The 13,784-nt window shown below is 62.4% G+C and carries 12 protein-coding genes and 1 pseudogene; 8 read left to right on the top strand and 5 right to left on the bottom strand.

Features of this window, described 5'->3' with window-relative positions; translation table 11 throughout:
* The first annotated feature begins 14 nt into the window (after positions 1–14).
* On the top strand, positions 15–1,427 hold the full coding sequence (locus tag ABIE52_RS16630) for a cation:dicarboxylate symporter family transporter (RefSeq protein ID WP_192711979.1): 1,413 nt from the start codon (positions 15–17) through the stop codon (positions 1,425–1,427).
* A 128-nt stretch (positions 1,428–1,555) separates the two neighbouring features.
* Here ABIE52_RS16630 and ABIE52_RS16625 read toward each other — a convergent pair whose 3' ends face one another.
* From ABIE52_RS16625 to ABIE52_RS16615, 3 genes are all read right to left on the bottom strand, one after another.
* Positions 1,556–2,779, bottom strand: coding sequence for an acyl-CoA dehydrogenase family protein (locus ABIE52_RS16625; protein WP_054188015.1), 1,224 nt, complete (start codon positions 2,777–2,779; stop codon positions 1,556–1,558).
* Entirely contained in the window at positions 2,776–4,053 is a 1,278-nt protein-coding gene (locus ABIE52_RS16620) for an acyl-CoA dehydrogenase family protein (protein WP_192711980.1), read from the bottom strand. Before ABIE52_RS16620 ends, ABIE52_RS16625 begins: the two co-directional genes overlap by 4 nt.
* Positions 4,054–4,178: 125 nt before the next feature.
* Positions 4,179–5,003: a sucrase ferredoxin gene (locus ABIE52_RS16615; protein ID WP_354541501.1), complete on the bottom strand. Its 825-nt coding sequence runs from the start codon at positions 5,001–5,003 to the stop codon at positions 4,179–4,181.
* A 277-nt stretch (positions 5,004–5,280) separates the two neighbouring features.
* Here ABIE52_RS16615 and ABIE52_RS16610 point away from each other — a divergent pair, with 277 nt between their 5' ends.
* The 4 genes from ABIE52_RS16610 to ABIE52_RS16595 all read left to right on the top strand — a co-directional run bounded on the left by ABIE52_RS16610 (position 5,281) and on the right by ABIE52_RS16595 (position 9,170).
* Positions 5,281–6,219 (top strand): ABC transporter substrate-binding protein, encoded by a 939-nt coding sequence (locus ABIE52_RS16610; RefSeq protein ID WP_192711981.1) that lies wholly within the window; start codon positions 5,281–5,283, stop codon positions 6,217–6,219.
* 47 nt (positions 6,220–6,266) lie between these two features.
* Positions 6,267–6,764, top strand: a complete 498-nt coding sequence (locus tag ABIE52_RS16605; RefSeq protein ID WP_003945816.1) for a glutathione peroxidase — start codon at positions 6,267–6,269, stop codon at positions 6,762–6,764.
* Between the two features lie 94 nt (positions 6,765–6,858).
* Entirely contained in the window at positions 6,859–7,563 is a 705-nt protein-coding gene (locus ABIE52_RS16600; RefSeq protein WP_007734443.1) for a DUF2334 domain-containing protein, read from the top strand.
* A 227-nt stretch (positions 7,564–7,790) separates the two neighbouring features.
* Entirely contained in the window at positions 7,791–9,170 is a 1,380-nt protein-coding gene (locus ABIE52_RS16595; protein WP_039973421.1) for an Ig-like domain-containing protein, read from the top strand.
* A gap of 8 nt (positions 9,171–9,178) precedes the next feature.
* On the opposite strand, the gene ABIE52_RS16590 is transcribed toward ABIE52_RS16595, so the two are convergent.
* Entirely contained in the window at positions 9,179–9,826 is a 648-nt protein-coding gene (locus ABIE52_RS16590; protein ID WP_192711982.1) for an MBL fold metallo-hydrolase, read from the bottom strand.
* Positions 9,827–9,991: 165 nt separating this feature from the next.
* Here ABIE52_RS16590 and purS point away from each other — a divergent pair, with 165 nt between their 5' ends.
* Together purS and purQ are read left to right on the top strand one after the other, a co-directional pair.
* Positions 9,992–10,231, top strand: a complete 240-nt coding sequence (purS, locus tag ABIE52_RS16585; protein ID WP_003945817.1) for a phosphoribosylformylglycinamidine synthase subunit PurS — start codon at positions 9,992–9,994, stop codon at positions 10,229–10,231.
* Positions 10,228–10,905 carry a phosphoribosylformylglycinamidine synthase subunit PurQ gene (gene purQ / locus ABIE52_RS16580; protein ID WP_003945887.1) on the top strand — a complete coding sequence of 226 codons (678 nt, stop codon included), beginning with the start codon at positions 10,228–10,230 and terminating at the stop codon, positions 10,903–10,905. Before purS ends, purQ begins: the two co-directional genes overlap by 4 nt.
* A 79-nt stretch (positions 10,906–10,984) precedes the next feature.
* Here the strand turns inward: purQ and ABIE52_RS16575 are convergent, their stop codons facing one another.
* Positions 10,985–12,205, bottom strand: a complete 1,221-nt coding sequence (locus ABIE52_RS16575; protein WP_003945423.1) for a pyridoxal phosphate-dependent aminotransferase — start codon at positions 12,203–12,205, stop codon at positions 10,985–10,987.
* Between the two features lie 138 nt (positions 12,206–12,343).
* Between ABIE52_RS16575 and ABIE52_RS16570 the strand changes: the two are divergent.
* Positions 12,344–13,751, top strand: a pseudogene (locus ABIE52_RS16570) (aminotransferase-like domain-containing protein).
* Positions 13,752–13,784: the final 33 nt, after the last annotated feature.

Raw genomic sequence — 13,784 nt, 5'->3', positions numbered from 1 at the left:
CCAAAGGACACCCCATGAGCAGCACGGCAACAGGGACAGTAGACGGTTCCCCACAGCCCGAGGGCACCAAGGCAAAGCGCGACAAGACGCATTGGCTCTACATGAGCGTCATCGTCGCGGTCATCGGCGGCATCCTCGTCGGTTGGCTCGCACCCGAGTTCGGTAAGTCCGTCGGTGTACTCGGCACGTTGTTCGTCAGCCTGATCAAGATGATGATCAGCCCGGTCATCTTCTGCACCATCGTGCTCGGCATCGGCTCGGTTCGAGCGGCGGCCAAGGTCGGCAAGGTCGGCGGCCTCGCACTCGCCTACTTCATCGGGATGTCCACCATCGCACTCGCGATCGGCCTGGGCGTCGGCAACCTGCTCAACCCGGGCAGTGGCCTGAACATCACGCCCAATGCGGCCTCCGTGGCCAAGCTTGCAGATCAGGCCCACAGCGCGGGCGGTACCTGGGACTTCATCGCGTCCATCATTCCGACGTCGATGCTGTCCTCCCTCACAGCCGGCAGCGTGCTGCAGACTCTGTTCGTCGCCCTTCTGGTCGGCTTCGCGATCCAGTCGCTCGGCAAGTCGGGTGAACCGATCCTCAAGGCCGTCGGATACATCCAGAAGCTCGTGTTCAAGATCCTGACGATGATCCTCTGGCTCGCCCCGATCGGTGCTTTCGGTGCCATCGCCAGCGTCGTCGGCCAGACCGGTTTGAACGCCGTCGTCCAGCTCGGCACGCTGATGATCGGCTTCTACCTGACCTGCCTGATCTTCGTCTTCGGTGTTCTCGGAACGCTGCTGCGCGCGGTCACCGGATTCAGCATCTTCAAGCTGGTCAAGTACTTGGCCCGTGAGTACCTGCTCATCTTCGCCACGTCGTCCTCCGAATCGGCACTGCCGCGTCTGATCGCCAAGATGGAGCACGTAGGCGTCGAGCGCACCACGGTGGGCATCGTCGTTCCCACGGGCTACTCGTTCAATCTCGACGGCACCGCGATCTACCTGACGATGGCCTCGATCTTCATCGCCGACGCCATGGGACAGCCACTCGGTTTCGGTGAACAGCTCTCGCTGCTGGTGTTCATGATCATCGCCTCCAAGGGCGCTGCCGGAGTCAGCGGCGCCGGTCTGGCCACGCTGGCAGGCGGACTGCAGAGCCATCGCCCCGAGCTTCTCGACGGCGTCGGACTCATCGTCGGAATCGACCGCTTCATGTCGGAAGCGCGAGCGATCACCAACTTCTCGGGCAATGCGGTTGCGACTCTCCTGGTCGGCGCCTGGACCAAGACGATCGACAAGGAACGCGTCGTCGAGGTACTCGACGGGAAGATTCCGTTCAACGAAGCCACGATGCTCGACGACGAGGACGAAGAAGAGCAGCACAAGCTCGAAACGGCTCCGACCGGCACCAAACAGTCGTTCGTGAGCCATCACTAGAAACGTCCGCTCTGCTGAACGTTTGACTGCGCTGCAGGCGCGGAACCCGATCTACGATCAGTGATCCTGGTCGTAACGATGAAAGAGACCGCCGCACCAACCGTGCGACGGTCTTTTTCTGTTCGTGGCTAGGTGTACCAGGTCGGTTCGGGAATCTCGCCGGTCAGAAAACGACTACCGACTTCACGGCGCTTGTACGCGAGCGGATCGTGAAGGGTATGCGTCCGGATGTTGCGCCAGTAGATGTCCAGGCCGACGTCGTTGGACGTGGCTCGGGCACCGGTCAGTTCGAAGATCTTGTTGCTGATCTCCAAGGAGACGTCGGCGGCGCGAAGTTTTGCGGCCGCAATGCGTACGGCGAGGTCGCCGCGAGCCTGCTCGGTGAGGTTTTCGCGAGCGTCGTGGAGCACGGCGTCGGCCTCACGGCTGACCTGGTCCACGAAGGCCTCCGCTGCCCACAGCTTGGATTGCAAGTCGCCGTAGCCCTCACGGAGGTACCACTCGTCGGTTGCGATTTCGCGGTTGTCACCGCCGTACGGCCATGGACGCGTACGGGTTCGGGTGTACTCGGCGGCAGTGTCCAGTGCGCCACGAGCGATCCCGAGGTAGAAGTTGGCGAACACGATCTCGATCGCCGGGAAGTTCAGGGTGTTGTAGACCAGAGGTTGGAATTCCTTGTCGACAAAGCCTGCCGCACTTGCCCAGTCGACCTCGACGTCGTTGATCTCGACACTGCCGGAATCGGTGAGGCGCTGCCCGAGATTGTCCCAATCACCGCGGAAGACTATGCCGTCCTGAGCAGTCGGCACGATTGCGAACACATGCGTCGCAGTTCCGTCGATGATTCCTTCGAGCACCGTGAGGTCGGTGACTCGGCCGCCGGTGGAAAACGACTTCACACCGTTGAACACCAGGGTGTCTCCGCGGTCCGCGACGGTGAGGTCGGTGTCTCGAGGGTTGACCGCGCCGCCGAAGAAGAATCGGTTGCTCGTGTACAGCTCCTCGACAGCGGAGATCTGCGGATCGGTTCCGACCAATCTGGCTGCCCATGCCCACAGGTAGTGGTATCCGAGCAGTTGTCCGATGGAGCCGTCGGCGCGGGCGATCTCCCGAACCACCTTGTAGGCGGTCTCCCATCGCTGCCCGCCGCCGCCGAACTCGACCGGGCCCAGGAGCGTCACAAGACCACTGTCCTTGAGCAGCTGAACTTCTCGGAACGGTGGTTCGCCGGCTCGGTCGCGGGCGAGTGCGTCGGCGGCAAGGATGTTGCTCACCTCGCGAGCCCGGTCGATCCAGCCCTCGGATGTGTCGGGAACGCCGACGAAGACTTCGGTTTCACTGGTCACGGTCATGCCTGTTCATCCTTTTCGGTCGGTGCGGTCCCGATGGCCCACACGTAAATCGGTTCGGTTCCGTTGATTTCGTAGTCGCCGACAACTTTGGATTTGAAGACGACCGGATTGTGGCTGGCGACGGTGCGGGCGTTGCGCCAGAATCGATCGAGATCGAGGTCGCGGCTGACTCCGGAAGCACCGAGTGCGTCGAAGATCTTGGCCGTGGCCGGCACGACGAGTCCGATCGAGGCGACTTGCCCTCGCCCCGAATCGATTTCGGCTGCGATGTTGGCGGCCTTCTCCTCCTCCGGCGAGCCGAAGAATGCGGCTTCGTAAGCCCATTGGGACGACTGTGCTGCGTGCAGCGCTACGGCCTCGGCTGCAAAGGCTGCAGAGGACACCTCGCCGACAACTTGCTGGATCTGCGAATCCTGCGCGTATCTCGGAGCGTTGCCGTGACTGAAGGTTCGAGTGCGAGAGGCAACTCGACGAGAGATCTCGATCGTAGCAGCCTTGGCGATGCCGGCGAGAGTGGCGAGGTGGAACAATTGGTAGAACGCGGTCTGGTATTTGAATCGCGTCGAGAAGTCGAAGATGTTCTCCGGCTGTACAATTGCGTCCTCGTAGACGGACGAACCGGAGCCAGTCGTCTGCTGGCCGAACCCGTTCCAATCGTCACTGTGTGTGACACCGGGTTGTCTCGCCTCGACCGCCGCGATCACGAATGCGCCGGTGTCGGTGCGCTGCGAGTACAGGTCGATCCAGTCGGCGAAGATGGAACCCGTGCTGTAGAACTTTGCCCCGTTCGCCAGGAAATGGTCGGCATCGGGTGCGGGCGAGACCTTGGTGTTGGCTTCGCCCAATGCAACGTCGCCGATTTCGGTCCACGCGTTGCCGACCAACTGTCCCTCCGCAAAGCGTCGGAGCCAGATGTCACGCTCCGGGCCTGGGTCGGCGACCAGTCGGTCTTCGACAAATGCGAAATGTCCGCGCAGGGCCTGGGTGATATTGGAATCGGCGCTCGACAGCTCGACTAGTAAGCGGATCAATTGCGGGATGCTCGCACCCGATCCACCGTGTGTTGTCGGCACCCGAACGGCGCCGAAGCCTGCATTCTTGAGCGCGTCGATCTGTTGGAAGGGAAGCACGTGATCGCGTTCGCGTTCGACGACGCCTTGTGCGATGTCCGCGAAGATCGGACGGAATTTCTCTGCCAGTGTTTCGTAGTCGACCTCACTTTTGATCGGATCAGCAGACCGGGGTACGGCATTCGGCGTCAGTGCGGTGGTCATGGGAAGAATGCAAGCTGTAAACACCAGGGGCGTCGATCCTTCATCGCGACCTGATTCGAAGTGTTGTCAGTCAGCGCAAATCTCGGTTCGATGGCCTGCCGGGCACTCTTGTCGAAATCGAGTGGTCAGTGGGGTTGCTCGCGAACGTGCTCGACGGTCCATCCGCTCCATTGGACGGTCCCTCCGGCACCACAATCATGTCGGAACGGCAGCCCTGGAGGACCGGAGCGAACGACGACGCGAAAGTCTCTCCCCTCCAACCGAAGATCGACAGTCGTGTGTTCTCCGTCGACACTCTCGCTGATGCTCTCGAGTGCGTCCGTGGCGACGATGTCGGTGGCGCGTCGGACAGCATGTTCGGCTGCCTGAGCGGCCTGTGACAGTGCCGCCCGGCCGCGCAGGTGCAGCAGCTCCAATTCTCCGGCTAGGTATTTCTCGGCAGCATCGATTGCGGAGTTGCCGTCCAGTCGGCTGAAATAGACTGCGGCAGGCCACGCAATCATGTTGGCCGCGAAACGATCTCCGCCGATGTGACTGCATTCCCACACATCTGCGATCTGTGCCGCGTTCAGCGCCGAAACGACCGGGCGGCCGAGTTCCGCGCAGCACGCATCCTTCTTTCCATGCGTGCAGACTGCGAAGAGCGGTTCCGTGCGGGAGCGGCCGAAGTCGGGTTCCGCTCCGGTGGCCATCGATTCGAACGGCAGTACCGACAGGTCCTCGTATCGGTCGACCGCCCCTTCCCGCATCCATTGGCGTGTGCCGTCCGTCCAGGCGAGTACACACGTCGGGGTGAGCACCCGGCGGTTGCGGGTCCGCCGGATCACCACGACACGGATACGGCCCTGCGCTGCGTAGATCTTTTCGGTGAGCGCGACGGGGAGAACGTCGTCAGGGGCGGACGCCGGCCAGGGGCCGGGATGCTCGATCAATACCCACAGATGTGTCATTCCGGCGCGACCGACCATAGGTTCGCCGGCGGTCGACGACTGCCGTGTACAGGCGTGAGGGCGTCGACTGGTTTGCGGATTGGCGACAAATTCCGAAAGGCACTGCATAGATCCTTTCCCCAGGACACCGTCGCTGTGGCGGGGGAGGGAAGACATGATGAGGCTCCAGTCTCGTAGGTTAGGCTCACCAGACTATTGGATGGTGAATCCTTTGCTCAGCCGCGGTGAATGCACGTGGCTGTGACGGTCGGAAGCAGTCGGTAACAGGAGTTTGTGAATGAAACGCAGTAACTCGCGGACGAAGTACGTGCTGGGTGGTTTTGTCCTCGCCGCCATAGTGGCAACGACAACGGCGTGTGGCAGTGACGACAAGACGGATACAGGCAGTCAGTCTGCCGACACCGTGCACGCGGTCACCCACGCCCGCGGAACTACCGACGTACCGACGGATCCGCAGCGAGTTGTCGTGCTCGAGCCGGTTCAGCTCGACACGTCGGTAGCGCTCGGCGTGATTCCCGTGGGCACCGCGGTACTCAGCGAGACGACCGGCGTTCCGGCGTACCTCGGTGAGAAAGCGGCGGAGATCGAGATGGTCGGAACCGTCGCGGCACCGAACCTCGAGAAGATCGTCGCACTGAGCCCGGACCTGATCATCGGAACGGAATCGCGGCACGGCGATATGTACGAGCAGCTCGCTGCCATCGCACCGACCGTCTACATGGCAACTCAGACCGATCCGTGGCAGGACAACGTCCAGTTCGTCGCAGAGGCGTTGAACAAGACCGATCAGGCAGGTGAACTGCTCGGTGACTACACGGCACGCTGCGAGGAAGTGGCGAGCAAGCACAGCACCGAGGGCAAGACCGCTCAGCTGATCCGCCCACGCGACGACGTTCTGACGCTGTACGGACCCACGTCGTTTGCCGGAAGCACTCTCGAATGTGCTGGACTCACGATTCCCGCACGCGACTGGGAGAACTCGATCTCCGTCGACCTCTCCCCGGAATTCGTCGCCGGAGCCAACGCCGACCTCATCCTGGTCACCTCCGCGAAACCGGCCGATGCCGGCACGATGCCGAAGGCCGTCGCAGACAACGCCGGATTCTTCCCGAACCCGCATCTGGTGGACATGTCCTACTGGATCACCGGCGTCGGACCGCTCGGCGGCCTCACCGTTCTGGACGACCTCGATCGCATTCTCGGAGCGTCGAATTAGCAGTGCGCGAAGGAGCAGTGCGCGAGAGAGTCGCTAAGTTGGAGCCTATGACAACTCCAGTACAGAACATCGCGATCAACACCCTCGGTGGCGTGCCCACCTCTTTGGGTGAATACGACGGCCGCGCCGTCCTCGTGGTCAACGTCGCGTCCAAGTGTGGACTGACCCCGCAGTACTCGGCGCTCGAGAAGCTGGCCAGCGAGTACGCCGATCGCGGTCTGACCGTGATCGGTATCCCGTGCAACCAGTTCATGGGGCAGGAACCGGGTACCGCCGAAGAGATCGAGACGTTCTGCTCCACTACCTACGGCGTCACGTTCCCGCTTCTCGAGAAGATCGAGGTGAACGGCGAAAACCAGCATCCGCTGTACGCCGAGCTCACCAAGGCGGCCGACGCCGAAGGCGCTGCGGGAGACATTCAGTGGAACTTCGAGAAGTTCCTGATCGGACCGGACGGCACCGTCGTCAACCGCTTCCGTCCGCGGACCGAGCCTGACGCACCCGAGGTTGTCGCCGCGATCGAAGCTGCGCTTCCCAAGAACTAGAGGTTTCCAAGAACCAGTAGGTGCGCTGAAAACTGCCGCCGGATGATCATCCGGCGGCAGTGTGCTGTTCACCCACAGCTGCCACTATCGGAGTATGTCCGCAGAACTGATCGTGTCGGTATCCGGAATCAGAGACGAGACATGTTATCTCGCTGCCGGATTCGCAGACGAGATGGACACTCGAGGTGTCCGCTTGTCGCTCCTGGTGGCGCCGCGACTGAAGGACAAATACCGACTGGCCGACGACGCGGTGACGACGGCTTGGCTGCGTGAGCGTCGCGAGCACGGCGATGCCATCGTTCTGCACGGCTACGACCAGGCCGCGACCAAGCGTCGCCGAGCCGAGTTCGCCACTCTGTCGAAGCACGAAGCGAAACTGCGACTACTCGCTGCGGACCGCGTTCTCGAGCATGCAGGCCTTCGGACCCGGGTGTTCGCACCGCCGCGCTGGGTGGCATCGCCCGGTGCCATGTCGGTGTTGCCGGAGACGGGCTTTCGCACGATGGCAGGCCTCGGGGCAGTGCATGATCTGACCCGCGGAACCTTGCAACGGGGAAGGGTTTTCGGGATCGGCGAAGGCTTCAAGGCCGAGCCGTGGTGGTGTCGCGCATTGGTTCTCGGAGCCGGGCGTGCCGCCAAACGTGGGGGACTGGTCAGATTGTCGATCACGGCCAAGCAGTTGGGAAACGAGGGCCCACGTCAGGCCGTCCTCGACGCCGTCGACCTTGCCCTCTTCCACGAAGCCGACTCGCAGGTGTATCGGTGGAACTCCCCGTCTCAGGAGCTCGGCGCTGCCTGAATTCGGCAGTTGGCAACTATTTGATAGCTACGAGACTATGTCGTCTGTCCGGGTTGTCCGAGCGGGCAGACTCTTCGCGTTTCTCCACTTCCTTGCTGGTAGTAGTGCAGAGTGGGTCAAAATCGCATAAAACGGACGATTAATTAGAGCGCTGGGTCAGCCAGCTCTCCCACTGCTAGAGTGCGTGCAGTTAATCTGCCGCTAGTAGATGGGATTGGGATCTCGCCATGCGCACGAGAGTGTTCTCCAAGTCGGCCGAGGGTCTTGTCGCCGTGGCTGTGGGCGCAGTCGTCTGTGCTGCGTTCGTTCCGGCGCTCGCGTCTGCCGCTCCGACCGGCGCGGTTCACACGCTGCCGACGGGCAGTGTCGACGGCGGGTCGAGCGGATCGAGCGGATCGAGCGATGGCGTCCGCACCGCAACCGTCGACGATGAAGGTGAGCAACTCACACTGCGCCTTCACAAGATGAACCTGCGGGGATCCGAGTTCTCGATGGCTGTGCAAGACAGCGACGGAGAGCTGACCGATGCGGTGATCCCGGCGCCCCGTTCGTACATCGGCAGCGTGGAAGGGCGTCCGGACGCAATCGTCTCGGCCATCGTCGACTCCGCCGGAACACTGCGCGGGCAGGTGATTTTCGATCGTGGTGTTTCGATAGAGTTCGTCGGATCCGAGGTGGTCGGTCGCAGCACGGCGCCGATCGACGCAAAACCCAAGTGGCCCACCGCGGCCATTGCGCCGGCCTCGGCCGCAAGGGTCGGCAAGACGGTCAAGCAGTTCGTGGTCGGACTGGACCTCAGTGGCGAGTGGTACTCCGCGCACGGCGCAGGCAGTGCCGCCGTCGCTCTGGATCGGGCCGAGGAATCAATGGCCCGCACCGCTGCCATCTGGATCAGAGACGTCGGGATTCGGCCGGTCCTCGGTCGAGTTGTCCTGCGGGCAGATTCCGCCGGCGATCCGTACTCGAGCAGTTGTGAAAATCTCGAGCAGTTAGAAGATCTGTGGTCCGATCAGGTCGGGTCGAGTGTCGATCAGGCGACCGTCGTGTGCGCATCCGGTGGCGGAAATGCCTACTACTCGAAGTTCGAACTCGACCACAGCTACGCGCATGTCGGTGCCGAGTCCGACGGCAACTTCAGCCGCGTTCTCCGCCACGAGTTGGGCCACAACTTCTATGCCGACGACTACCACGGCGGCGGCGCCGAGGGATCGACCATCATGAACGGTAACGACCTCTCGCGCTTCGACGGCACCGAATTCGCTGCCATCGTCGATGCGGCGGAGGTTGCCTCGGCTCGACTCGACGACGTCGGTCGGTACACGGCAAGCCCGATCCCACCGTACGCCGCACTCGACACCGCGCGGGTCCGCTCAGGCGGCACAGTCACCGTCGACGCCGTCGCGAATGATCATGACAGCAACGGAGATTCGATCAAAGTGACCGGCGTCGGGGCGACGTCACTTCTCGGTGGCACCGTGAAGCTCGAAAACGGCGAAGTGGTGTTCGAAGCCGGAACGAAGGCAGGCACCGACAGGATTCTCTACACACTCACCGACGCAGCCGGTGGCACGAGCACCGGCTGGATCATCGTCGATGTGAGTGCGTGAGAACCGAATCAGGCGACTTCGACGCTCGACTCCTCGTCGAGAACTCGGAACTCGGTGCCGTCGGCAGCCATTTCCGAGTAGCGACCGTAGAAGATGCCTGCGGCCTCGTCGCGGATGATCGCTTGATGAATGGGAACCGCAACGCGCGGCGCCACCGCGCGGAGGTAGTCGATGGCCTCCGAGATCTTGAGCCACGGTGCGGCGGCGGGGAGGGCGAGAACGTCGACCTTCTGTTCGGGGACGTAGAGGGAATCGCCGGGATGCATGAACCGTGCCGGGTTGGTGGCGTCACCGAGGAGGAACGCGGTGTTGTCGATCATCGGTAGGTCCGGATGGATGATTGCGTGCTCTCCGCCCGTTCCGGTCACCTCGACGTCGCCGATGCTGAACCGGTCGCCCGGCCGGACGCCGGCCCAGCGCCCACCGAGCTTTTCAGCCGTCTGCGGATCGCTGTAGAGCACGGCGTCGGGATTCGCTTCGGCCAGTTCGGGCAGCCGCGCAGGGTCGGCGTGATCGGGGTGTTGATGTGTCACGAGGATGGCGTCGAGGCCGGTGATGCCTTCGAATCCGTGCGAGAAGTTGCCGGGATCGAAGAGGATCTTCGAGCCGTTCAACTCCACGAGCACACAGGAATGGCCAAAATGTGTCAGTCGCATGATTTCGAGTATGCGCCGCCCCGAAGGGACTCGCAGGCGGGTTTCACAGGTGGTGGCCGTCACGCCCCGATCACTCGATGCGAACCATCTCGGGTCCGCCCGGTAAACTGGCCATCACCCGAGCGTTTCACTCCGGGTTCGCGCACTAGTACCGAGGAGCAGCACGTGGCCCGTGTCGTCGTCGAAGTCATGCCCAAGGCCGAGATTCTCGACCCCCAGGGACAGGCAATTGTCGGGGCACTGTCTCGCCTGGGCTTTGCAGGAGTATCCGATGTCCGTCAGGGCAAGCGGTTCGAGTTGGAGATCGACGGCAGTGTCGAAGACGCCGAACTCGAGAAGATCGCCGAAGGCCTGCTGGCCAACACGGTGATCGAGGATTGGACCGTCAGGCGAGTCGAGGCATGAGCGCACGTATCGGAGTAATCACTTTCCCCGGCACGCTCGACGACATCGACGCGGCTCGGGCAGTGAACCTGGCCGGCGGTGAAGCTGTCGAACTCTGGCACGGCGATGCAGACCTCAAGGGTGTCGACGCGGTCATCGTGCCCGGCGGATTCTCGTACGGCGATTACCTTCGTTGCGGCGCGATCGCACGTTTTGCTCCCGCGATGGGCAAGGTTGTGGAAGCAGCCAAGGGCGGCATGCCGGTCCTGGGCATCTGCAACGGTTTCCAGATCCTCTGCGAAGCAGGTTTGCTGCCCGGTGCCCTGACCCGTAACCAGGGTCTGCACTTCATCTGCCGCGACGAGTGGTTGACGGTCGAAGCCAACAACACGGCGTGGTCCTCGCGATACGAGGCCGGCGCGCAGATCCTCATCCCCCTCAAGTCGGGTGAAGGTCGCTTCCAGGCGTCCGAGAAGGTTCTCGACGAACTCGAGGGCGAAGGCCGCGTCGTCTTCCGTTACTCGGAGGAGAACCCCAACGGCTCGCAGCGTCGTATCGCCGGCATCTCCTCGGCCAACGGCCGGGTCGTCGGTTTGATGCCGCACCCCGAGCACGCCACCGAGGCTCTCACCGGTCCCAGTGACGACGGATTGGGCTTGTTCTACTCGGCCCTCGACGCGATCGTCACTGCCTGATCGCCTGCTGATTTTCACCACTGAACGCCGACCGGAAATCCGGTCGGCGTTCAGTCGTATGTGGGCCCGGTACCCAGGGCTACTGGCTGTAGGAACTGAGGAAGTTGCCGAGTCGCTCGAGTGCCGTCGAGAGATCGTCGGTGTTGGGGAGAGTCACCAACCGGAAGTGATCGGGTTCGATCCAATTGAACGCGCGACCGTGGCTGACAAGAATCTTCTCCGATTCCAGTAGATCGAGAACGAACCTCTCGTCGTCGACGATGCCGAACTTGTCGACGTCGAGCTTGGGGAACAGGTACAGCGCCCCGTCGGCCTGTTGGCAACTGATCCCGTCGATGCTGTTGAGCGTGGTGTGTGCGAGATCGCGCTGGGCCGTCAGCCGACCTTGTGGAAGCAACAGGTCCTCGATGGACTGGCGTCCGCCGAGTGCAGTCTGGATAGCGTGCTGCGCCGGCACGTTGGCACACATTCGCATGTTGGCCAGCAATTTGATGCCTTCGATGAAGCTCGACGCCCGCTCGAGTGGTCCGGTGATGGCCAGCCATCCGGCTCGGAATCCGCACACGCGGTAGGCCTTGGACAGTCCCGAATACGTCAGACACAGAACGTCTCGCCCGGTCATCGTCGCAAGGTTTGTCATGGATCGGCCGTCGTAGACGATCTTTTCGTAGATCTCGTCGGCGAAGAGCATCAGATCGTGTTTGCGCGCTAGATCCACGAAGCGTTGCAGCACCTCCGTCGAGTAGACGGCGCCCGTCGGATTGTTGGGATTGATGACGACAATCCCTCGGGTGCGCGGCGTGATCCGAGCTTCCAGATCGTCGAAGTCCGGTGCCCAGCCTTGGCTTTCATCGGTGAGGTAGTGCACGGGCGTGCCGCCGGCAAGTGAAACCGAAGCCGTCCACAAGGGATAATCGGGAGCGGGAATCAGGATCTCGTCCTCTGGATTGCAGAGGGCCTGCATCGTCAGGGTGATCAGTTCGGACACACCGTTTCCGAGATAGATCTCGTCGACGGTGACGTCGGTGATACCCCGCGTCTGGTAGTACTGGACCACCGCAGTGCGCGCCGAATACAGTCCGCGAGAATCGCAATATCCCTGCGCGGTAGGGAGATTGCGGATCATGGCCATCATGATTTCGTCCGGAGCTTCGAACCCGAAGGGGGCCGGATTGCCGACGTTGAGTCGCAGGATCGTGTGTCCCTGATCCTCGAGTTCTTCGGTCTTGTCGAGAATTCGCCCTCTGATGTCGTACCTGACATTCTCGAGCTTGCGGGCCTGATCGATGGGTGTGTTCACGCGGTTACGTACCTCTCCGGTTCGGGTGGGTGAGTTGTGTTTCAGATGAGAAGGGCGCCTCAGGGTTCGGTCTGGAAACGGACATTGATTCGCGATAGCGCTGGCGGCGAAAGAAGAGTAGCGCTACTATGATTCGACATGTCCAATGATAGCAGTTCGAGGATTGTCGCAGCCTTGCGTGAGTGGATCGCGACGGCTCCTCCAGGCGCGAAGCTTCCGTCCACTCGGTCGCTCGTCAGCCTGCACGGGGCGAGTCCGGTCACCGTGCAGAAGGCGCTGCGAACACTGGTATCTCAGGGGGTTGTGGAGGCTCGTCCCGGTGTGGGGACCTTCGTGCGCGCAGCGCGCGTCGTGCGACCCAACGACTACGGGTGGCAGACAGCGGCGCTCGGATCGCCGAACTATCGTCTGCAGTTGCCCATGGCGCTGCAGTCCACCTCCAACGACGTGATCGCGCTGCATTCCGGCTATCCGGCCCGAGAGCTGTTGCCGGAAGGTCTGGTTCGTGCAGCCTTCACCAGGGCGACGCGAACCGACGCCGTGTTCAATCGGCCCCTCGCTGCCGGGCTTCCGGAACTGCAGTCCTGGTTTGCCTCCGAATTGGGTTCCGCCACTCCTGCCGGGATCACTCCGCCGGGGCCGAACGACGTGGTTGTACTTCCCGGCAGTCAGGGTGGGCTTGCGACGTCCTTTCGCGCGTTGGTGGGGGAGGGGCGTCCGTTGCTCATGGAATCGCCGACCTACTGGGGAGCGATCCTGGCCGCCGCGCAGGCTGGAGTCACGGTCATTCCGATTTCCAGCGGCGCCAACGGTCCTGATCCTGAAGAGCTTTCGCGTGCATTCGAACAGACCGGTGCCCGTGCGTTCTACGCACAACCGAGCTTCGCGAGTCCGACCGGAGCGCTGTGGTCGCCGTCGTTGGCTGACAAGGTTCTCGACACCGTCCGTCGGCACGGCGCATTCCTCATCGAGGACAGTTCGGCGCTCGACTTCGGAATCACCGCAGATCCCAGCCCCATCGCTGCACGAGACGACAGCGGTCACGTCGTCTACCTTCGTGCGCTGACCAAGAGCGTGTCCCCATCGGTGCGAGTTGCCGGATTGATCGCTCGGGGTCCGGCGTACGAGCGGATTCTGGCTGATACACAGGCAGATTCGATGTACGTCAGCGGGATGCTGCAAGCGGTAGCGCTCGACGTCGTGACCCAACCGGCCTGGCGAACGCACTTGCGCAGGCTTCGTCACCAACTCGAGGCCAGACGCGACCTCCTCGTCTCGAGTCTGCGCGAGCATGCGCCGGACGCTCACCTCGATGCCGTACCGAAAGGCGGACTCAACCTCTGGCTTCGGCTCCCGGACACCCACGAACCTCGAACGTGTAGTGCAGGACTGCCGGTCGGCCGGCGTCATCGTCGGAGCCGGTGACGATTGGTTCCCGGCAGAACCGACTGGAAAGTTCTTGCGGCTCAACTACGCCGGACCGAACCCGGGTGAGTTCCCCGACGCCGCCCGCATTATCGGCAGAGCAATCACGCAACATATGTAGAACTTCACCTCGCTGGTGGTTGACCTTAACTTC

Origin of the sequence: Rhodococcus sp. OAS809 (assembly GCF_040546695.1) — a bacterium.
Lineage (GTDB): Bacteria > Actinomycetota > Actinomycetes > Mycobacteriales > Mycobacteriaceae > Rhodococcus_F > Rhodococcus_F qingshengii.
Note: the sequence above shows the minus strand (reverse complement) of the source record. Positions and strands in the feature narration are given on the sequence as shown.

Coding starts and splice junctions, on each gene's coding strand:
- ABIE52_RS16630 (WP_192711979.1), top strand. CDS start 15: ATGAGCAGCACGGCAACAGGGACAGTAGACGGTTCCCCACAGCCCGAG.
- ABIE52_RS16625 (WP_054188015.1), bottom strand. CDS start 2,779: ATGACCGTGACCAGTGAAACCGAAGTCTTCGTCGGCGTTCCCGACACA.
- ABIE52_RS16620 (WP_192711980.1), bottom strand. CDS start 4,053: ATGACCACCGCACTGACGCCGAATGCCGTACCCCGGTCTGCTGATCCG.
- ABIE52_RS16615 (WP_354541501.1), bottom strand. CDS start 5,003: ATGACACATCTGTGGGTATTGATCGAGCATCCCGGCCCCTGGCCGGCG.
- ABIE52_RS16610 (WP_192711981.1), top strand. CDS start 5,281: ATGAAACGCAGTAACTCGCGGACGAAGTACGTGCTGGGTGGTTTTGTC.
- ABIE52_RS16605 (WP_003945816.1), top strand. CDS start 6,267: ATGACAACTCCAGTACAGAACATCGCGATCAACACCCTCGGTGGCGTG.
- ABIE52_RS16600 (WP_007734443.1), top strand. CDS start 6,859: ATGTCCGCAGAACTGATCGTGTCGGTATCCGGAATCAGAGACGAGACA.
- ABIE52_RS16595 (WP_039973421.1), top strand. CDS start 7,791: ATGCGCACGAGAGTGTTCTCCAAGTCGGCCGAGGGTCTTGTCGCCGTG.
- ABIE52_RS16590 (WP_192711982.1), bottom strand. CDS start 9,826: ATGCGACTGACACATTTTGGCCATTCCTGTGTGCTCGTGGAGTTGAAC.
- purQ (WP_003945887.1), top strand. CDS start 10,228: ATGAGCGCACGTATCGGAGTAATCACTTTCCCCGGCACGCTCGACGAC.